The 20,305-nt window shown below is 39.4% G+C and carries 16 protein-coding genes; 7 read left to right on the top strand and 9 right to left on the bottom strand.

Going from position 1 to position 20,305, the window contains the following annotated elements; genetic code table 11:
* Positions 1 to 114: a peptide chain release factor-like protein gene (locus AC2D3N_RS00495; protein WP_484692453.1), complete on the top strand. Its 114-nt coding sequence runs from the start codon at positions 1 to 3 to the stop codon at positions 112 to 114.
* Between the two features lie 76 nt (positions 115 to 190).
* On the top strand, positions 191 to 1,273 hold the full coding sequence (locus AC2D3N_RS00490; RefSeq protein ID WP_484692452.1) for a DNA methyltransferase: 1,083 nt from the start codon (positions 191 to 193) through the stop codon (positions 1,271 to 1,273).
* Here the strand turns inward: AC2D3N_RS00490 and AC2D3N_RS00485 are convergent.
* From AC2D3N_RS00485 to AC2D3N_RS00455, 7 genes are all read right to left on the bottom strand, one after another.
* Complete coding sequence (locus AC2D3N_RS00485) at positions 1,239 to 1,895, bottom strand: hypothetical protein (protein ID WP_484692451.1); 657 nt, start codon at positions 1,893 to 1,895, stop codon at positions 1,239 to 1,241. The genes AC2D3N_RS00490 and AC2D3N_RS00485 overlap by 35 nt on opposite strands.
* Positions 1,892 to 2,155 carry a helix-turn-helix domain-containing protein gene (locus AC2D3N_RS00480; RefSeq protein WP_484692450.1) on the bottom strand — a complete coding sequence of 88 codons (264 nt, stop codon included), beginning with the start codon at positions 2,153 to 2,155 and terminating at the stop codon, positions 1,892 to 1,894. Before AC2D3N_RS00480 ends, AC2D3N_RS00485 begins: the two co-directional genes overlap by 4 nt.
* 119 nt (positions 2,156 to 2,274) lie before the next feature.
* A complete protein-coding gene (locus AC2D3N_RS00475; RefSeq protein WP_484692449.1) occupies positions 2,275 to 2,871 on the bottom strand; it encodes a cyclin-dependent kinase inhibitor 3 family protein in 597 nt (198 codons plus the stop codon).
* A gap of 610 nt (positions 2,872 to 3,481) precedes the next feature.
* Positions 3,482 to 4,540: an NAD(P)-dependent alcohol dehydrogenase gene (locus tag AC2D3N_RS00470; RefSeq protein ID WP_484692448.1), complete on the bottom strand. Its 1,059-nt coding sequence runs from the start codon at positions 4,538 to 4,540 to the stop codon at positions 3,482 to 3,484.
* Between the two features lie 87 nt (positions 4,541 to 4,627).
* Positions 4,628 to 6,124 carry a DUF1802 family protein gene (locus AC2D3N_RS00465; RefSeq protein WP_484692447.1) on the bottom strand — a complete coding sequence of 499 codons (1,497 nt, stop codon included), beginning with the start codon at positions 6,122 to 6,124 and terminating at the stop codon, positions 4,628 to 4,630.
* 14 nt (positions 6,125 to 6,138) lie between these two features.
* Positions 6,139 to 8,013: a hypothetical protein gene (locus AC2D3N_RS00460; RefSeq protein ID WP_484692446.1), complete on the bottom strand. Its 1,875-nt coding sequence runs from the start codon at positions 8,011 to 8,013 to the stop codon at positions 6,139 to 6,141.
* Between the two features lie 45 nt (positions 8,014 to 8,058).
* Positions 8,059 to 8,754, bottom strand: a complete 696-nt coding sequence (locus tag AC2D3N_RS00455; protein WP_484692445.1) for a hypothetical protein — start codon at positions 8,752 to 8,754, stop codon at positions 8,059 to 8,061.
* 273 nt (positions 8,755 to 9,027) lie between these two features.
* On the opposite strand from AC2D3N_RS00455, the gene AC2D3N_RS00450 reads away from it, so the two are divergent.
* The 5 genes from AC2D3N_RS00450 to AC2D3N_RS00430 all read left to right on the top strand — a co-directional run bounded on the left by AC2D3N_RS00450 (position 9,028) and on the right by AC2D3N_RS00430 (position 16,126).
* The gene (locus tag AC2D3N_RS00450; protein WP_484692444.1) at positions 9,028 to 10,206 is read left to right on the top strand and encodes a transaldolase; all 1,179 of its coding nucleotides are present in this window, start codon (positions 9,028 to 9,030) and stop codon (positions 10,204 to 10,206) included.
* Positions 10,207 to 10,357: 151 nt separating this feature from the next.
* Positions 10,358 to 12,802, top strand: a complete 2,445-nt coding sequence (gene glgP, locus AC2D3N_RS00445) for a glycogen/starch/alpha-glucan family phosphorylase (protein WP_484692443.1) — start codon at positions 10,358 to 10,360, stop codon at positions 12,800 to 12,802.
* Between the two features lie 94 nt (positions 12,803 to 12,896).
* Positions 12,897 to 14,744 (top strand): CASTOR/POLLUX-related putative ion channel, encoded by a 1,848-nt coding sequence (locus tag AC2D3N_RS00440; RefSeq protein WP_484692442.1) that lies wholly within the window; start codon positions 12,897 to 12,899, stop codon positions 14,742 to 14,744.
* 178 nt (positions 14,745 to 14,922) lie between these two features.
* Positions 14,923 to 15,501: a Uma2 family endonuclease gene (locus AC2D3N_RS00435; protein ID WP_484692441.1), complete on the top strand. Its 579-nt coding sequence runs from the start codon at positions 14,923 to 14,925 to the stop codon at positions 15,499 to 15,501.
* A gap of 58 nt (positions 15,502 to 15,559) precedes the next feature.
* On the top strand, positions 15,560 to 16,126 hold the full coding sequence (locus AC2D3N_RS00430; RefSeq protein WP_484692440.1) for a Uma2 family endonuclease: 567 nt from the start codon (positions 15,560 to 15,562) through the stop codon (positions 16,124 to 16,126).
* 47 nt (positions 16,127 to 16,173) lie between these two features.
* Here AC2D3N_RS00430 and AC2D3N_RS00425 read toward each other — a convergent pair whose 3' ends face one another.
* Entirely contained in the window at positions 16,174 to 16,860 is a 687-nt protein-coding gene (locus tag AC2D3N_RS00425; protein WP_484692439.1) for a Uma2 family endonuclease, read from the bottom strand.
* A gap of 192 nt (positions 16,861 to 17,052) precedes the next feature.
* On the bottom strand, positions 17,053 to 20,259 hold the full coding sequence (locus AC2D3N_RS00420; protein ID WP_484692438.1) for a CHAT domain-containing tetratricopeptide repeat protein: 3,207 nt from the start codon (positions 20,257 to 20,259) through the stop codon (positions 17,053 to 17,055).
* Positions 20,260 to 20,305: the final 46 nt, after the last annotated feature.

Genomic DNA, 20,305 nt, shown 5'->3' with positions numbered 1-20,305 from the left:
ATGCTAGAAATTTCTAAGACGGTAAGCATCCCAGAGCATGAAATTGAAATGAGTGCAATTCGTTCTCAGGGTGCAGACGGGCAAAATGTTAATAAGGTCGCCAGTGCAATTTAGGAAAAGCTTACAGGTAACAAATAGCTATAATTAAGGTACAAGTTTTAGTATAAACTTCCTTCAATCCATTGAGTCAATGACTTTGCCCAATCAACCCCCCTACAACAGTTTAAAACCCAAAGCAACGAGTACAGTCGGTCGCGGAAAAGTTGTTAAACTAGATGCAAGTCCGAGCTTTTCTAAGTGGAGTGATGAATTCGTTACTTTGTACTTAGGTGATAGCCTTGAATATTATGCTCAATGGGAACAGCCCACTGTAATTGTTTCAGATGGGGCTTATGGTGTTTTAGGATTTGAAGGAGATACATCAGATCATCTTGATCTACCTCAGTGGTATGAACCTCATATTCAAGCTTGGTCAAAAGCAGCAATGCCTTGTACTACACTTTGGTTTTGGAATTCAGAAATCGGTTGGGCTGTTGTTCATCCCATTCTTGAAAAATACGGATGGCGTTATGTAAATTGCAATATTTGGAATAAAGGGAAAGGTCATATTGCAGGTAATGTTAATACAGAAAAAATTCGCAGGTTTCCAGTTGTTACAGAAGTTTGTGTTCAATATGTTAGAGAAGTAACGATTAACGATTTGCCTTTAAAAACATGGTTGCTAAAAGAATGGAAACGTTCAGGACTACCCCTTAAACGCGCAAATGAGGCTTGCAGTGTTGCTGATGCTGCAACCAGAAAATATTTTGATCAAGGACATTTATGGTATTTTCCTCCGCCAGAAATGTTTGAACGTCTAGTTAATTATGCAAATGAAAAGGGTAATTCAGAAGGTAAACCCTATTTTTCCTTAGATAATCAACGCTCTTTGACCAAACAAGAATGGAGCAAAATGCGCTCCAAATTTCAATGTCCTCACGGGTTTACAAATGTTTGGGAACGTTCTGCTTTACGAGGAAATGAACGAATTAAAACTAAATCTGGTAAAGCGTTACATCTCAATCAAAAACCCCTTGATCTCATGAGTCTGATTATTCAATCTTCTAGTGATGAAAATGATATTATCTGGGAACCGTTTGGAGGTTTGTTTAGTGCTTCTCTAGCAGCACGTCAATTAAACCGAAAAGCCTATTCCTGTGAAATTGACCCTGACTATTTTTACTGGGGTACAGAGAGATTTAATCCAGAATTTTATCAATACTCTCTTCTTTAATATCCAAATAACTTTGTAAAGCTTGCTTAATTCTTTCCTCTTTACGGCTGGATAAAAGTCTATTCCATTGCCCGATTTTCATACTACACATTTCAATATTAAAGACACGCTGCTTAAATTGCTCAATACCTGGATGTACAATTCGATCCATTTTTGCAAAATTCGTATCGAGTCTATATTTATAGCGGATGAGTAATTCGCGTAAAAGTAATTGATATTCTCTGGTTGGTTTGTAAATTCGTCCTTCACTAGTTTGGTCAAATTGGAAGTGATTTTGACTATCTTTGAAACGTGCTGTTATTTCCGTTGCGAGGGGAAACCAGGCTTTAATTTCTAAACCTGGTATGGGTTGAACGTTACCTACAAAAATAGTATCGGGAAAACCAGGGTCTTGCCGTTGCCACTTGCCAAACTCAGAAAAATCATCTTGTTTATTCAGAAACTCAACTGTATTAAATTCAATCAAATTCCCCAGGAGTGGCGAAAGCTTTGATATTACTTTAGATAGATTAACTGCGGCATCTACAGAAATCGGTTTGGAAATATCCAACAGATCAAAAATATGTCCAGATAAGCCATCTAAATAATGAGAGGCTAGTCTGATTACATCTTGTGTATTCATCTTGCTTTTCCACAAAATATATGTTCTAATTCCTCGTTAATTTCCCTAAGAATGTCACAGGGATCTATACCCATTACACGGGTAATTAACAAAAATTCAATCACATCTAATCGTCTTTCGCCGTTTTCATATTTAGCAACAAAAGATTGGGGTTTATTGAGAGATTGAGCAAGGGTTGCCAGAGTCAACTTAGCTGCCTTGCGTGCTGCAATCATGCACTGGCGAAATATGTCATACTCAGGGCTAAAAATGGTTTTCATCTTGCCTTTAGTGAAGCAATATCTTTACCTCAGACAAGATAAACCCAATTTAGGATAATCCCAAATTAGGATATTTGCGATCGCCTTCCTCTATTTCTCAAACCCAATTTTCTGATAACTTAATAGGGGCAAAGTAACCCCTCCCCTATAACTGATGACTGTTTCCACGCTTGGGCAAATTGGGAGACATATTCTTCCTGTTCGGTGGTTTCTACACAATATTCACGGGTATGGCGGACAATTGCGATCGCATTTTCTGGAGTATAACCCAAGGTGACTAAGCAACAAGACACAATCGTTCCCGTGCGTCCAAATCCCCCCATACAGTGAACCACAACAGTTTTACCTGCTTTGGCTCGGTCGAGAATTTGGGGAACTAAGTTAATCACTCCTGGCATGGAGGTGGGAACTTTCATATCGGGAATGGGAAACCAGATGGTTTCCATCCCTCTAGCTTGGGCTTCGGGGAATAAGGTGGGAATTTGGACTTTATGGAATTCGTGGGGTTCAATCAGGGATACCAAAACATCGGTGTGATAGAAATAGCGCAGGCGGTCTAGGTCATGATATAAATTACGATCCCAGAGCAGGTGCATCCCTTGATGGGATTTTCCGGGGGCGTAGGTCATGCCGATTTTTCCGGTGAAGGGGATGACATCGGGGGGGAGAAAATCAACGTTAATCGGGAAGTTACTGGATGTTCTAGGATAGTTCATGGTCAAGCGAATGGGTTTTGATGTCAACCTGCTTTACAAATTGTAATCAAAACCTTAGCTTTGGTCTACATTGCTCAACAAAATCTGATTATTGAACTCAAACAGGAGATATAGCGCTAGGTAATAGGTAATAGGTAATAGGTAATGAGTTTGCACAGATTTAGAAGTGTCCTAACTGTAATGCGTAGTGCTATATCAAGTCTAAATCAGTTGTACAAATAGCTAGAAATCCAAATAATTGTAGGGGCGAGGCGCACCGCATTAATGTCAACTTAAGCCGAAAACCTCTGATTATAGCCGACATTAGATCCCCCTAAATCCCCCTTAAAAAGGGGGACTTTGAATTCCTGTTCCCCCCTTGTTAATGGGGGTTAGGGGAGATCATTGACTTGGGATCAGATCCAGGTAATTCTGGTTTGATCGCCTACTTTTAGCGTTAAGTTGACACGGATGGGCGCGCCGTCCCCCTACAAGGGAATGTAAGTATTTTTTAGGGTTAATAACCCCGATCATTATGACTGTACAATTCATTTAGACTTGCTATAGTGCTACCCATTACAGTTATGACACTTCTAAATCTGTGCAAACTCATTCCCTATTACCTATTACCTTATTCGGATTTAAGTGATGCCATATCGATACAGAAGCGGTACTTAACATCGGACTTGAGCAGTCGCTCGTAGGCTTCGTTAACCTTCTGGATGGGGATAACTTCGACATCTGCGGTGATATTGTGCTGGCCGCAAAAGTCGAGCATCTCTTGGGTTTCTGCGATGCCGCCAATATTAGAGCCGGAGAGACTGCGACGCCCCATGATCAGGCTGAATGCCGCGATGTCGAAAGGCTTTGGGGGTGCGCCGACCAGGGTGATGTTGCCGTCCCGGGTTAGTAAATTGAGATAGGCATTGATATCGTGATCGGCGGATACGGTGTCGAGGATGAAATCAAAGCTGCCAGCGTGCTTTTGCATTTCGTCGGCGTTGCGAGACATGACCACTTCGTCAGCACCCAGGCGGAGCGCGTCCTCTTTCTTATTCGCTGAGGTGGTGAAGACGACGACGTGGGCTCCGAAGGCACGGGCGAACTTCACACCCATGTGGCCTAGTCCCCCCAGACCGACTATGCCGACCTTCTGGCCCTGGGTGACACCCCAGTGGCGCAGGGGCGAGTAAGTTGTGATCCCGGCGCACAGAAGGGGCGCGACTCCAGACAGATCGAGGTTGGCCGGAACGCGGACAACAAAGCGTTCATCGACGACGATGCTATCGGAGTAGCCCCCATAGGTAACGCCTCCGAGGTGTTTGTCCGGGGAGTTGAAGGTGAGGGTCAGGTTGGGGCAGAACTGCTCAAGACCAGCTTGGCAATTGGGACAAGTGCCGTCTGAGTCAACCAGGCAGCCGACGGCCGCGAGATCTCCGGGCTTGTACTTGCTAACGGCCGAGCCAACCTCGGTGACACGGCCAACAATTTCATGACCGGGGACAATGGGATAGACCGTGGGCATGAAGCTGCTCCACTCGTCACGCACGGAATGGATGTCGGAGTGGCAGATACCACAGAACAGGATTTCGATCTGTACGTCGTGTTCGGTTGGCTCACGGCGCCCGATCTGGCTGGAAGCCAGGGGTGATGTGGCACTGGCTGCGGAATAAGCTTTTGTGTTGTACATCAATTAATGCTCCTATGGGTGACTAGCAGGTGAGTCTTTTAGTTAATTAAAACTGAGTTTTCTCTTGAACAAATTGTAATCAAAATTTTAGCTTTGGTGTACGATGAGTTCTCTTAGATAATAAAACCGATCATTTCGCCAGTCTTCCGCTTTTTTTCGTCCGACATATCCAGCTAGAGGGGAAGACAGTTCGACCAGGATTTCATGAAGTTCCCGTTCTGATAGGAATTGAGGCTGATTTGAGCAATAACGTCCATGAATTCCTGAAACTGTTGCTTCTGCCATTTGAGCATTATTTAGATAGTCTTTGACTACTTTAATAATATGCGATCGCAATTGTAAACGATTAAACACGATTTTAATATATTCATCTATGTTATCATCCATTTGACCCCATTCCTCTTGATCCCTTTTCTTTTTTTTAAAATACTTTTTGAGTTCAATTAAGTCAACTGAACCGGGATATTGAGCTTGGAGTTTAACGAGCTTTTCTAATGTTTCAGGATTAATAATTGTCATCTTATGTACTTTTGCTTCCTCGTTCAGTTGTTCAGTAGGTTCACCAGGGCCTATAATTAATTTAGTGGTGTCTTTGAGCAGTTTTTCATCCTTTAAACGCAGTGTTGCTAAATTGAAAAGTTGAATTGCGGTATTATTGGGGATTTTTTTGCCTGCTTTACATTCTCCAACTAATGGATAGGGTTGTGAACAAAATAAGTCTAATCCACCTGCACCTCCTTTATGAGCATAGTCTATAGTAAAACCTAAAAATTCTAAGCTTTGTTTAACAATATTCTCAAAGTCTGTTCCGGCTTGATAGTTGCTTTTGCCTTCGTCTAGTTCTTTACTTCGGTTTCCGAATGCTGCTATTTCATTAATCCAATTTAAGCTGGAATCATTGGTTAAATTGGCAGGTTTTGAAGTTTTCCAACCTAAGAGTTGATGAATATTGGCTTTTAAAAGGTTTAAACCGAGTTGTTCTTCCTGGGATAAAGGGTTAGTTTGGAATTGGGCGATCGCATTTTCTAATTCTTCTAATTCTGGATGTTCTGGGGGTTGACGATTGAGAATTTTTCGATATTGTCTTTCAAAGTTATTATCATCTAAAATTGCCTGACTTTCATCAACCGTTATGGCATAAGGAAGGGAAATAAACCGACTATTAGAAACCGGATCAATTTCTAGGGGTTGGGGAAGTCGATAAACTCGAAAATACGCTAGAAAAATATGACCTCGTTGTTCTAGGGTTTTATGTAATGCTGCTTCTGTCCAAACGGTTAATTTTGATAATTCTGCAAAATGTTCGGGTTCATTCAGGGTTTGGCAAAGTTCACATTTAGCCCAAACTTTGATTTTAATTTTCTCCTGATTAAGTTCCGCAATACTCTGTTTAGCTGTTGGAATAAAACCAGGACGATAATATTGTTCTACGGGTAAGGAATTAAACTCTATATCTGTTGGATATAGGGCAAATTGTTCCCCTAGGCGCATAAATCGCCGAGGCATTAACAATATATTTCGACCTTGGTTTAAGGCTTCAATATCAGGTGCAGGTAGACACAAAGCTGTTGAAATTGTAGTCATCTGAATCAAAGAGTTTATAGGATTAAGTCACTATCTAAACTAGAGGTAACGTGAGGCATAATAATAGAAATATCTTCATCAATTAAACCATCGGGTGCTTGACCGGAAGGGTCACTCAGAATTTCACAAATGATCGGATTTTTAAGGATTAATTCTGATTTTTCGATAAATTCAAAAATTTCTTCTGGTTTTACTCCATAACTGTCTTGATTTTTGTAAACTGCGTATATTGCTAATAAAGGTTTAATATCTTCCTTGGGTAAACGAACCCATTCCCCACCTTTTTCGTCTTGCAGTTCTTTAAGATATTTTTGCGCTAATTTGGCATTACGACCAATTGTTTTAGACCGAACCAAACACCCTCGCGTTAAATCAAATCTTTGATAATCTCCAAGTTGTCTAAGAATGGCTTGGACTATAGCTCCTCCTGATTGCTGAATCACAGCTAATCCAATTTTAACAGGTTGACCGTTTTCTATTCCATTGATTTTGAAATGAAGATAACAGTTTGTCTGTTTAAATCTTTGGATACTTTTAATTTCGACATTTTCAATCGTTTTTCCGATGATTCGTTCAAAGCTAAAAGCTAAGGTTTCCGCAAGTTGATCACTGTCTTCTAAAAGGTCGGTAATTTTCTGTTCAATTTCTGCGAGTTCATTTTCAAAAGCAGGTTTAACTACATCTAGGTTAGCTGGAGAATCAATTTTGTCTTTTTTCCAATGGGAAGCACACCAACTTAAAACATCTCTAGTCATTGGTTTTTGCTTCCCTAATTCTATCAGTTGAGCTTGAGTAAATGGATATAAAGAATGAGGAGGATCGACTTGATACTGGGTGTAAAATTCTTCTAACCATTGAGATACTAATGCTACAACATCATCTGGTTTTAAATAGTTTAAATAAATCGGTTTTCCCAATTGAGGATAATTGGCAATTCTATGGATAACTGCTTCTGCTTGTTGCAAAGATTTAACATCCTGTAACCAAGTAGGTTCATACATTGCCAGAACAAATAAACCCCGCTTAATGTTATTGAATAAATCTTTAGCGAAACTAGCAGTGATTTGGGGTAAGGAAAAACCCGTTAACTCATCAAACAAAGGTGCATCAAGTTCATCAAAACAGATAACTGGTATTTTATATTGACTAACTAAATTCAGAATTTGGCAAGTTGTCTTAAAAGATTCTACTTCTTTTTCTCCAGTTTTGAAGTTTGGTAATCCCATATCTTGAGCTTGTCTTTCTGCCAATTCCATTCCCGATAACCAATAAGTTGCATACATGGCGTGGGGACTAGAAAGTGTCCATAAAATAGATCGAACGATATAGGGATTTTCAATGATTTGATTTTTTTGTGGGAAAACTAAATCTGTTAAATGATCTAAAATCCTAGTAGAATATCGATTTAGCCACTCAGGAAATTTTTGAATATATTGTTCTGCGGTATAGTTCCATCCTTTAGCTTCATTAATTAAATGGGCTGCTATTTCTTGCCATTGCATGATTCCTTGATATTGACCATAAGCTCTTAAACTGGAAGTTAGGTTTTCCAGAAATTTGCTTTTAATTTTCGAGAGTTTTTCTCCATATTCGCCCATATAAATAAACAAAATTTGATCGGTGTGTTTAAACTGATGACGAATGCGGCTAATAACTTGAGTTTTGCCTAATCCTCTTTCACCAACAACTGTAATCCCTACAGTTTGCATAGAGTCTTGATTTATTTTACTAATAGCCTCAAAAACCGTATCAGAAACATGAGCATTAATCGAGGGTGCATCGGGTAAACTTTTATTCCAGACTTGAGAATTTCTAACTACTGTATGTCCAGCAAACGGGTTATGTTGCTGAATCAGATCGTCAATACTACTAAACTCAGAAGCAGACATAATTTAATCAAAAAGAATAAGTGAACAATGAACAAATGAGAAATTTTATAACCGTTTAGCATAACAACGTAAACCAACCAGTTCTGTGCTGATAGAATCTTCAATTTTATCTAGTGCGCTATCTTCTACACTCCCTCCAATCAGTTGAACTAGATCATTAGCTTGCATTTCTAACATCCATTCACTGAACTGTGAACGAGTAACCTGCTCACCGATAGTCCGTCGGATGCGATAAATTGGGACTAAATTATCATAGTTATAATCCTTATTTAATTGATCATACACCTGAAGGGCGATCGCTTTAAACTCCTCATAGGAAGCGATCGCAGTTTCTTTAACAAATGTTGCGGAAGTTATTCCTTGATTCAATTCTCGAATTAAACCCACTAAACCATTAGCTAAACGAGCAGCGATAACCGTTCCATCAAACACAAAATCAGGACTACTTAAAGCATCAATTAACATTCGTTTTCCCGTATCTGTGATCGATACCATAGGGGTTTGATTTTGCTTATAAATCTTAATCGCTTCGGCCGCTTTCAATTCTTCATAAATTGTTTGAGCAACGCCAATTTTTTTGTTATTGCGTTTTTGCTTAACTTTACTGGTCAATTCACTTTTTTTGACTTCCCCCTCCGTCCCACTCATCGCCCACAAGGTCAGGAGGAGGCGAGTTTTATCCATTATTCCCTTCGTAGCAGTAACCGAATTAGACGAATCCAGAGCAGGTGTTAAGGACATATTATTAATCAGACTATGGAAAAATATGATCAAATTTTACAGCAAACTTGTCTCAATTAAAAGCACATTTGTTCATTTTAATGAGGTAAACTCCGTATATTCTCGTAGAGTTTATAAAATGTTGATACTAAGGTTGATGGATTTCCAGGCTTTTGACCTTAACGGGACATTTTTCTGAAAACAATTGTGTGAATTGATAAAACTCAGGATAGTCAAGGTTGGGATTTGTTATACTCTGCTATGATTAGCGACCTAAATAGAGGACGGAAAACAATGGGACAAACTCTACTCGAACAACTACGGGAAATTACCGTTGTCGTGGCGGATACTGGAGATATCCAAGCCATTGAGATGTATACCCCTAGAGATGCAACCACCAACCCCTCCTTAATTACTGCCGCTGCCCAAATGCCCCAATATGAAAGTATTGTGGATGATACCCTCAAAAAAGCCCGTCAGGAGTTGGGGGGAAGTGCTTCTCCGGCGGAAGTGGCAAATTTAGCTTTTGAAAGGTTAGCCGTGGCTTTTGGATTAAAAATATTAGCCATTATTCCGGGGCGCGTATCAACGGAAGTCGATGCTCGATTATCTTATGATACGGAAACCACCATTGCTAAAGGTCGTTATATTATCGAGCAATATGAAGCGGCTGGGATTTCCCGCGATCGCATTTTAATTAAAATTGCCTCCACTTGGGAAGGGATTAAAGCCGCCGAAGTCCTAGAAAAAGAAGGAATTCATTGTAATTTAACCCTGTTATTTGGCATTCATCAAGCGATCGCCTGTGCAGAAGCTGGGGCGACCTTAATTTCTCCCTTTGTCGGTCGGATTTTAGATTGGTACAAAAAAGATACTGGACGAGATTCCTACCCCCCCGAAGAAGACCCGGGCGTTTTATCTGTTACCCAAATTTATAACTATTATAAAAAATTTGGCTATCAAACAGAAGTGATGGGGGCAAGTTTCCGTAATATTGGGGAAATTACCGAATTAGCTGGATGTGATTTATTAACAATTTCTCCCGCCCTCTTAGAAGAATTACAATCAACTATTGGCGACCTTCCCCGCAAACTCAATCCCGAAACCGCCGCTAGTTTAGACCTGGAAAAAATCTCCATTGATCAAGATACCTTCAACCGAATGCACGCCGAAGATCGGATGGCTTCGGAAAAATTAGAAGAAGGAATTAAAGGGTTTTCTAAAGCCTTAGAAGCCCTAGAAAAATTCTTAGCGGATCGATTAGCAAGAATTGAAGGAGAAGAAGTAATTAGTCATGCGGCGGAAGACATTTTCCGCGCCTATGATTTAGATGGCGATGGCTATATTACCCGGGAAGAATGGTCAGGAACAGACGCCGTATTTGATGCCCTCGATCAAGATAATGATGGTCAAATTACCGCCGAAGAAATGGCGGCCGGACTGGGTGTATCCTTCCATTTAGCCACGGTTTAAACACCCAAAACTTGAGGAAAAACTGTAGAGACGTGCCACGGCGCGTCTCTCTCTACTGTATATTTATTCAAGTTAAACAATCTCTACCCTCAAGGGTAATAATTTTACTAATATGAGTCCATTAATTCCCAATTCTATTTTCAACTCTCTAATGGCTGATTATTCTGAAACGACACCCGCTTTAGAGGATTTGCAACGAGAGTTTGCGGCTAACCTACTCTATCTTCAAGGTCAATTACCCACAACCGCAACCCCCCAGGAGTTATATCAAGCGTTAGCCCATACCGTTAGACAATTTTTAATGCCTTCCTGGGTGAAAACAACTCAAACCTATTCCCAAAATAAAGTTAAACAAATTTGCTATTTTTCCACGGAATATTCCGTAGGATCTCATCTAGCTAATCATTTAGTTAATTGCAATTTGTGGGAACCTTTGAAACAATCCCTTGAAGCCTTTAACTTAAATTTACAAGACTTAATTGATCAAGAAATAGAACCCAGTTTAGGATATGGAAATGTTGCCCAATTACCCATCGATGAATTAGATTCTCTTTCTACCTTAAATCTTCCCGCTATTGCCTATGGAATTCGTTATGAATTTGGGAGTTTTGATCAAGAAATTCATCACGGTTGGCAAGTCGAAAAGATAGATAAATGGTTGCGGTATGGAAATCCCTGGGAAATTGCCCGTCCCGAGGCTACGGTGAATGTGCAGTTAGGGGGTCATACGGAAGCCTATTATGACCAACAAGAACGCTATCGGGTGCGTTGGATTCCCCAGCGTTGCATCAAAGGAGTTCCCTATGATACACCGATTTCTGGTTATCAAAGTCATACCGTCAATACCCTCAGATTATGGAAAGCAGAACCCATTGTTTCCTATAATTCTCAAGATTTTAATATCGGGGATTATTACGGCATAGTTCAGGGAAAACCTTATGTTGAATTACTCACAAAAGTATTATATCCCCATGATGAAAAGATTCAACAAAAACAACTGCGTTTAGAACAACAATTCTTTTTTGTCTCCTGTTCTCTCCAGGATATGATTCGGAATCATTTATCTACCGGAGAGAGTTTAGAGACGTTTCATCAGCACTATTCTATTAGACTACACGATACTTCTAATGCGATCGCGATCGCCGAATTAATGCGATTATTCATCGATGAATATGCCCTAGAATGGGAAAAATCCTGGTCGATTACTAGACAAACTTTTACCTATCTTAACCCGACCTTATTACCGGAAGCTCAGGAAAAATGGTCTGTGGGATTATTAGGAAGTTTATTACCCCGTCACCTAGAAATTATCTATGAAATCAATAATCGATTGTTGATTGGAGTTCGCAATCAATATCCGGGGGATTTTGGGAAGTTATCCCGACTATCTTTGATTGATGAAACCGGGGAAAGATATGTGCGGATGAATCATTTAGCTTGTATTGGAAGTTATGCGATTAATGGGATTTCTCTCTGGCAAACCGAAAGGTTAAAGCAATCAATTATTCCCGATTTTTATGAATTAACACCGGAAAAAATTAGGACAATTAGCAGTGGTATTACCCCTCGGCGTTGGTTGGTTTTAGCTAATCCCCGTTTAACGGAATTAATTACTCATAAAATTGGTAATAGCTGGATTAAAAATTTTGCAGATCTACATCGTTTAGAATCGGAATTAGATTCGGTAGAATTTCGTTTGGCTTGGCGAAATATTAAGCAAGAAAATAAACGAAACCTGGCTAGTTATATTCAGCAGAATTGTGGGATCACGGTAAATATTGATTCTATTTTTGATATTCAAATTGAACGAATTCAAGAATATAAACGGCAACATTTGAATATTTTAAAAATTATTACTCTCTATAATCGAATTCGGAAAAATCCCGATCAAGATTATGTTCCCCAAACCTTTATTTTTGCAGGAAAAACTGCCCCAGGTTATGTGATGGGGAAATTGATGATTAAATTAATTCATGCGGTAGGTCAAGTGATTAATTCTGATCCGGTGATTGGCGATCGCTTGAAAGTCGTATTTATTCCGAATGTTAATCAAACTTTAAGTCAACATATTTATCCCGCCGCCGATGTCTCTGAACATTTAGCCATGGCGGGGAAAAAAGCCGGAGGAATTGCTATTTTAAAGCCAGCTTTTAATGGAGCCTTAACTCTGGGAATTGTAGATGGAGCCAGTGAGGAATTACGCGATGCGATCGGAGCAGAAAATTTCTTTGACTTCGGATTAAGTTTACCTAAAATTGAAGTTTTAAAAGCCAAGGGTTATAATCCTTGGAGTTATTATCATGAAAATGAAAGCCTGCGGGAAAATATTGATCAAATTGCATCGGGTTATTTTTCCCAAGGCGATCCGAATCTGTTTAAAACCTTAATTGATACCCTCTTATATCACGATGAATATATGGTTTTTGCCGACTATCAATCCTATCTGGATTGTCAAGATAAAATCAGCCAAACCTACCGAGATTGGGAAACCTGGACGAGAATGTCTATTTTAACTGTAGCCCGTTTAGGTCGTTTTTCTGCCGATGGAATTGTCCAAAATTATTCTCAAAATGTTTGGCATATTAATCCGATTTAGTATAATATCAAGTTTAAGTTTTTTGCACCCTTTAACCCGCTAAATGAGTAAAATTACTTTTGCAGAGCAGTTCCGCTACAGATTTGACAATTTCATGTCAAAAGGCACCATTGCTTTAGTCAGTGGTTTAGCACTGGTGTCCTTCGCCTTTATTCTGATTATGGGATTTTTAGTGAGTCTCACCAGAGTTGCACCCCCAGGGGATACGGCGCTTAATCCCTTTGAGGCAATGTGGGCTGTTTTAATGCGTACCTTGGATGCGGGCACCATGGGAGGCGACCAGGGATGGTCATTTCGTCTGGCGATGTTATTAGTTACCTTTGGCGGAATATTTATTATTAGTACCCTGATTGGTTTACTTAGTAGCGGCATTGATACCAAGTTAGAAGACCTGCGGAAAGGACGTTCACGGGTGATTGAAACCGATCATATTGTGATCCTGGGTTGGTCAGTACAAATCATCACTTTAATTAATCAACTGATTTTAGCTAATGCTAACCGTTCCGATACTTGCATTGTTATTCTCAGTCCTGAAGATAAAGTTCAGATGGAAGATCGACTCTATGATGGGTTGGGGAAACTGCGTCAAGTTCGCCTCGTTTGTCGTACAGGAAACCCCAGTAATTTAGCGGATTTAGGCATGGTGAATATTCAGGCTGCCCGCTCAATTATTATTTTAAATGAATCTCTAAACCAATCCGATACTCATTTAATTAAGACTCTTTTAGCAATTAAAAATTTACCCCGTTTAGAATCTAAACCCTATCATATTGTCGCTCAAGTTCAGGATATTAATACCCTCGATATTATTCAACTGATTGGACAGGATGAAATTGAAGGATTACTGACTCAAGATTTAATTTCCCGCATGATTGTTCAAACTTGCCGTCAATCGGGTTTATCGATTGTTTATATGGAATTATTGGATTTTAGCGGGAATGAAATCTATATTCACGAAGAACCTGCTTTACAAAATCAATCCTATGGAGATATTCTCCTAGCCTATCTTGATTCTTCGGTGATCGGAATACAATCAACCGATGGAACAATTCAACTCAATCCGACCCTAGATAGGATCTTGCAACCGGGAGAAAAATTAGTTGTTTTAAGTGAGGATGATAGCACGATTCGCCTATCCGGTGTTTCGGAATTTGCGATTAATCGGAGTGTGATGCAACTGACGAAAGAAACAGCCATCTCGACTCCCGAACATACGTTAATTTTAGGGTGGAATGATCACACTCCTCGGATTCTAGTTCAACTGGATCAATATGTTGCCACTAACTCCAGTGTTACCCTGGTTTCACCTTTCCCAGAAACCGATATTATTAATGTCTTAAATACCTTGAATTTACAACAACAAACCCTGGAGTATTATCAAGGATCAACCACCGACAGAAATGTTTTAGAATCTCTCAATTTAGAGAGATATCACCATGTTATTGTGTTGTCTAATCCTGAATTAGAACCTGAAGAAGCCGACGCTCAAACCTTAATTACCTTAATCTATCTTCGAGATATTGCCGACCGCAAAAATCCTAATATACAGATTGTCACTGAAATGTTAGATACCCGCAATCAAGCCTTAGCTCAGGTGGCGCGTCCCGATGATTTTGTGATTACTGAACAAATTATTAGTCGGATGTTAGCCCAAGTTTCAGAACAGAAAAACTTAAATGCTGTATTTGCCGAATTATTTAGTCCTCAAGGGTCAGAAATTTACCTTAAACCAGTCAGTAATTATGTCACTATTAACGAACCGATTAATTTTTATACCGTTGTTGAAGTGGCTAAACAACGGGGAGAATCAGCCATCGGTTATCGGTGTTTGAAGGATGCTAAAAATTTAGCCAGAGGTTATGGAATTGTGATCAATCCGAAAAAAGATGAAGTGATAAAATTTTCCCCTAAAGATCGGATTATCGTTTTAGCGGAGTCCTAACATCAAGCCGGGTGCATCGCTATTTGTTGATATTTAATCAGGGGTGTTTCTATGATGCTAAAAAAATAATTATTTGTTATAAATCCCGGGTAATTTTTAGTTAAAAATTATTGCGAAAACTTGACTTAATCCTCTATAAACAACTACTGTTGTATATCCTCAGTATTAGGATGGAAAAATGATTACTTCAGAACCCATCATTTTAAGTTTTAAAAACGTCACTTTAAGCGACGAGCAATTTTATCAACTTTGCCAAGATAATGAAAATTGGCAACTCGAACGAACTGTCGAAGGAGAATTAGTAATTATGCCCCCCGTTGGTGGAGTCAGTGGTAATCGAGAATCAGATTTAAACGGTGAACTTTGGTTTTGGAATCGTCAAACTCAACTGGGAAAAGTTTTTAGTTCTTCTACTATATTTCGCTTACCCAATGGTGGCGATCGCTCTCCTGATGTGGCTTGGGTAGCTAAGGAACGTTGGGAATTACTAACACTAGAAGAACAAGAAAAATTTTCCCCAATATGTCCTGATTTTGTGATTGAATTACGTTCTCGCACTGACTCCCTAACCCAACTTCAAGCAAAAATGCAGGAATATTTGAACAGTGGTTTGCGCTTAGGTTGGTTAATTAATCCCCAAGAACAACAAGTAGAAATATATCGTCCTAATCAAGCTCTTGAAATTGTCAAACTACCCACAACTTTATCAGGAGAAAATATCTTGCCGGAATTTATTTTAAACCTACCTCTTTTTTAATTATTTTGCTTATTAACTACAAAATTCACCTTAAAATAACCATAGGAGTAAATTAAAAATGGTTCAATTACTAACTAAAACCTATTCCTTTGAAGAATATTTAGCTTATGACGATGGCACGGATAACAAATATGAATTAGTTAATGGAGAATTAAAACTTATGCCTATTGCTAGTGGTTTTCATGCTTTAATTTTGGTTTTAATCTATGATATTTTAAAAGCGGAAATTGATCGAATTCAACAGCAGTGGAAAGTAATGCCTGGTACAGTAGGAGTAAGAACAGCCAAAAAGAAATCAAGGATTCCTGATTTAGTCATTTTGTCAGAAAGTCAATGTCAAGAACTCCGAAAAATGTCCGCCGCCGTTTTAGAAGCACCTCCCCTATTAGCGGTAGAAATTGTTAGTCCGGGTAATTCTGATGATGATTACCGTTATAAGCGTTCTGAATATGCGGTTAGAGAAATTCCTGAATATTGGATTATTGACCCAGAAACCGCAAAAATCTCGGTTTTATTATTAGTTGCTGGTTTTTATGAAGTTACCGAATTTACAGGTGAACAGGAAATTAAATCTTTACTTTTTCCTGAATTAAAGTTGACATCTAAACAGGTTTTTGAGGTCTGAAATTTTTGATTAAAAACGAGACTTGGATTTTTCGGAGTTTGCTATAATTATAAAATTGATATTTTTTTCACAAATTCTTGATGTTCTACGGTTAATAAACCCTCTTGTAAAGCAGTTAATACTTTAGCCAAATTTCCGGCTAATAAAGCAGCTTTATCTAACCATAATCCCGGGAATACTTGAGAACAAATTATATCATCTGTATTAGGCTCAAGTTGAATATATTCTCCTTCATTTAATCTAAACCAATCAAATTGACGGTCATAAACTCGCCAAACTAGATATTCTTGTACTCCATTACGACGATAAACGTTTAATTTTTGGTGCAAATCGTAGGAAGCGGTAGAAGCTGCAATTTCTACAATTAATTCTGGTGCACCTTCGATATAATCATCTTCACTAATGCGCGACTGTCCTCCGGTTTCAATTCTTAGCAGTGCATCGGGTTGAGGTTCATTATCCAGGTCAAGACGCACTGTAGTATTATCCAATACCTCCACTCCTAGCGTAGCAGCTTCGTAAGTGACTAGCCAACCCATAATTCCAGCATGGGGTTTACCGTGACGTTTTGCTCTAACAGGAGATGCCATATAAACTATTCCTTCAATTAATTCCGCTTTTTTGAGATTAGGCAATACCTGATAACGACGCTCAAATTCAGCACGGGTTAATTTGTCGCCGTTTTCTAAGGTCGGAATAGTTAAGTTGGTCGAAATTGCATTAGCAGCTATCATCAGCTTTTTTTTGCTATATACGGATGTTAAGTATAGCATATTTTATATAATCTGCGGTTAATATAGCAAGTCTAAATCAGTTGTCTAAATAGCTGGAAATCCAAATCATCGTAGGGGCGAGGCGCGCCTCGCCCCTACACACCTTTCCTAATATTCAAAAAGCGATCGCTTCCTTATTGATTAAAACTTACTTTACCGCCAATCTCCCTGAACTGTAAACGCCGCCCAATAATAGGGAGATTGCCATTTTCCCGATTTCCACATTTCTAACTGAGCCTCTCTTAAAGCGATAATGGGATTCTTACCCCCCTTCAATATCGGCTGATAAAATCGAGTCATTAACTCAGAAGTTGACGCATCATTAACACTCCACAAACTAACAACAACCCGCCGCGCACCAGCATACATAAATCCCCTTGTCATCCCCACTAAACCTTCGCCTTTCGTCTCTTTCCCTAAGCCCGTTTGACAAGCACTTAATACCACTAATTCCGCAGGTAAATTTAAGTTAAAAATATCGTGGAGACGCAAAAACCCATCCTCAGCTTGTCCTTGTTGATTAAATAAGGAAAACACCACTCCCGATAGTTCAGGATTGACAGAATCCAGTAAACCATGAGTAGCAAAATGAACTATTTGATATTCAGATAAATTGGGATTTTTGGCTTCTTCTAGGGAGGCTTGAAAGTCTAGGGCTTGTAACCTTTGATTTTCAGGAACTAATGCTAGAATTTTCTCAGCTTCGGTGCGGGTATACTCCAGACGGCCATAAGCTTTAGGCCCTTCCCCAATACCTAAATTACGGGTAGCCCGTTTGAGGGCTGACTGGTTTACAGTTTCTCCAATAGCCCCCCTTTCTAAGGGGGGTTGGGGGGATCGACTTGTCAGGCGAGAGTCATTAAGGCTGAAAACGGGGTCGGCTAATACCGCGACAGTTTTGGCTACCGTTGGGCGATTTTGTAGTTGTTCCCGTTGAATAGCAATGGTTGAAGTTGAGGGAGAGGTAACAATTTCATGCTCTACTAAAAGGGGTGTATTAGGTTGAGATGGAATGGGTAAGGCGGCAAAGGGAATATATTGTAATACCCCATCCCCAACAATTAATAAACGTTTATTTCCCAGTTGAGAAGCTACGGGTTTTAGTAATATTTCACTGAGGGGGAGTCCGCTTTCTACGGAAGTAGATTCATTAATTTCTCGCCAAGGTTTGGCAATTTCTTCTATTTCACGTTGTTTAGGTAAAACATAGCTGGTGATGCTATTTTTAGTTACAGCCCAGAGATAACTGCGGTCTTCTCCCAAGGAATATTGTAATAGTAGGGTATCATCATCAAGGACTTTTTCTTGGATTTGTTGTAGGGTGAGAGGCTGGGGATATTTGAGGTTAGCATAACGGGGACTGGTAAGGCGAATTTTAGCTTCTAATTCGTCGAGTTGATTGAGTAAAGATTGAGATTGTTGTTTAATTTCATCGAGTTGTTGTTGGGTATATTCAGCGCTTAAGAGTTCCTGTTTGCGACGTTCTACGGCGTTGAGTTGCCGTTGTAAATTTTGTTCCTGTTCTAATAGTTTGGGGTCAGCACCTTGGCGAATATTAGCACCCGCTTCGGTGAGGAGTTCTACAAGACTTCTAGCACGACTGCTTTCGCTGGCATGAAAAGCTAAAGCATCATATCCTTTTTGGGGGTTTTGTTGATGTAGCTGCATTAATAAATCAATATAAAACTGGTAATAATCTTGGACAGTGGCAAAATAAGATTGTCGGAGTTCCTGACTACCTATTTTTGTGCGAAGTCCTTCGATAATTTTAATTGCAGCTTCAATATTAGTCAGAGATTGATTAAAATTGCCTCTATCTCTTTCTATTCGAGCAATTATTGCTAACTCGAATGCTTGATTACTAAGATTTCCCATCCCTTGCCATAGTTGCAGGGATTGGTTATGGTATTTAAGTCCTTTCTCGTAATCTTTTAACAAGTAATAGGTATTGGCAGCACGGGAAAACTCAAGAGCTTTAAACCCCGAGTAGGTTAAGTTTTCAATTATTGGAATTGCCTGGTTTAGATATATTAGTGCTTGATCTTTATCTCCTAACAAGCTATATACCATAGCCAATTTTACCAGGGTTTCTGCTTCCCAAATAGGGAGTTTTTGAGCTTGGAATATTTGCAGTGACTGATTTAGATATTCCTGCGCTTGTTGGTAATTTCCAGACCAATAATAGATACTACTGATAGCATTGAGAATCTGGGCTTCTTCTGACTGGTTATTCAATGATCGCCAGACTGAACGTGCTTGTTCATAGTAGGAAATAGCTTGTTCTGTATCGTCTAAAATGGTGCGATAGGTTAAACCAATTTCTGATAGCATCTGGGCTTGACCTGCCGAATCATTGAGAGCTTCCCAGAGGGAAAGAGCTTGTTTTTGGTAGGATAAACTGGTATCAATATCGCCTAGCTGTATGTAGAGTTGACCTAAAAATTGGAAAGACTGAGCTATCCGATCTTTTTCTCCCAGATCTTGCCAAATAGAAATGGCTTGGTTGTAGTAATTAATTGCTTGCTGATAATTACCTAAATTACTGGCAGTAGCACCCATAAGTTTTAGCACGCTGGCTGCCTCACTCTTGGAGTTAATAGCTTGCCAATATGAAAATGCTTTTTCGTATTGAGCGATCGCACTCTGATTATTGCCTGATAATGTGTAAATTAATCCCAAGGCTTTCAGGGTATTAGCAGCATTTGCAGAGTCTTTTTCGGCTTCATAGAGGGTGATGGCTTGGTTAAAATAAGCGATCGCTTGCTCGAAATTGCCTAGAGATTGGTATGTTGAGGCAATTTTTGCTAAAACGAGAGCTTCTTGAGCTTTTTCCCCTGTGGTTCGCAACAGAGGTAATGCTTGTTTGTAGTAAGATATAGATTGCTGTAGTTGATTCAATTTTTGGTAAGCCAGCCCAATCCTAACTAAAGAAGTGATTTGATTGGGAATATTTTTTTCAGCTTCAGATAATTTTAATGACTGGTTTAAATAGTTAATTGCCTGTTGTTGTTCGCCCAAGTCCGAGTAAGCAATACCCATACTACCCAGAGTTTTAGCTTCTCCATGTTGATCGGCTGCGGCTCGAAATAACTGGAGTGCTTCTTGATATTTAGCGATCGCTTGTTTCAAGGATTCTACAGTTTCTTGATTTTGGAGTTGCAAGGCTTCAGCAAAGGCTTTTTCAGCAAGTTCTTTAGCTGTCTGTTGTTCGGTAGTAGCTGGCTGTTGTGCTATATTTGATATTGGTCTTTTGCCTTGATTAAAAAGGGGTTTGGGTGTGGCGATCGCTAACACTCCAGGGAAAAGGAATAATATAGTTGTCAGTAATGCAGTCCCCCAAAATTTATTTTGTTTATTCATTGGTTTAGGGAATGTTTTTTATTTTTATTTAACATCATTATACACT

The organism is Planktothrix sp. PLAVEN19ND (assembly GCF_057220675.1).
Note: the sequence above shows the minus strand (reverse complement) of the source record. Positions and strands in the feature narration are given on the sequence as shown.

Coding starts and splice junctions, on each gene's coding strand:
- AC2D3N_RS00485 (WP_484692451.1), bottom strand. CDS start 1,895: ATGAATACACAAGATGTAATCAGACTAGCCTCTCATTATTTAGATGGC.
- AC2D3N_RS00460 (WP_484692446.1), bottom strand. CDS start 8,013: ATGTCTGCTTCTGAGTTTAGTAGTATTGACGATCTGATTCAGCAACAT.
- AC2D3N_RS00430 (WP_484692440.1), top strand. CDS start 15,560: ATGGTTCAATTACTAACTAAAACCTATTCCTTTGAAGAATATTTAGCT.
- AC2D3N_RS00420 (WP_484692438.1), bottom strand. CDS start 20,259: ATGAATAAACAAAATAAATTTTGGGGGACTGCATTACTGACAACTATA.
- AC2D3N_RS00425 (WP_484692439.1), bottom strand. CDS start 16,860: ATGATAGCTGCTAATGCAATTTCGACCAACTTAACTATTCCGACCTTA.
- AC2D3N_RS00435 (WP_484692441.1), top strand. CDS start 14,923: ATGATTACTTCAGAACCCATCATTTTAAGTTTTAAAAACGTCACTTTA.
- AC2D3N_RS00450 (WP_484692444.1), top strand. CDS start 9,028: ATGGGACAAACTCTACTCGAACAACTACGGGAAATTACCGTTGTCGTG.
- AC2D3N_RS00480 (WP_484692450.1), bottom strand. CDS start 2,155: ATGAAAACCATTTTTAGCCCTGAGTATGACATATTTCGCCAGTGCATG.
- glgP (WP_484692443.1), top strand. CDS start 10,358: ATGGCTGATTATTCTGAAACGACACCCGCTTTAGAGGATTTGCAACGA.
- AC2D3N_RS00440 (WP_484692442.1), top strand. CDS start 12,897: ATGTCAAAAGGCACCATTGCTTTAGTCAGTGGTTTAGCACTGGTGTCC.
- AC2D3N_RS00470 (WP_484692448.1), bottom strand. CDS start 4,540: ATGTACAACACAAAAGCTTATTCCGCAGCCAGTGCCACATCACCCCTG.
- AC2D3N_RS00495 (WP_484692453.1), top strand. CDS start 1: ATGCTAGAAATTTCTAAGACGGTAAGCATCCCAGAGCATGAAATTGAA.
- AC2D3N_RS00490 (WP_484692452.1), top strand. CDS start 191: ATGACTTTGCCCAATCAACCCCCCTACAACAGTTTAAAACCCAAAGCA.
- AC2D3N_RS00475 (WP_484692449.1), bottom strand. CDS start 2,871: ATGAACTATCCTAGAACATCCAGTAACTTCCCGATTAACGTTGATTTT.
- AC2D3N_RS00465 (WP_484692447.1), bottom strand. CDS start 6,124: ATGACTACAATTTCAACAGCTTTGTGTCTACCTGCACCTGATATTGAA.
- AC2D3N_RS00455 (WP_484692445.1), bottom strand. CDS start 8,754: ATGTCCTTAACACCTGCTCTGGATTCGTCTAATTCGGTTACTGCTACG.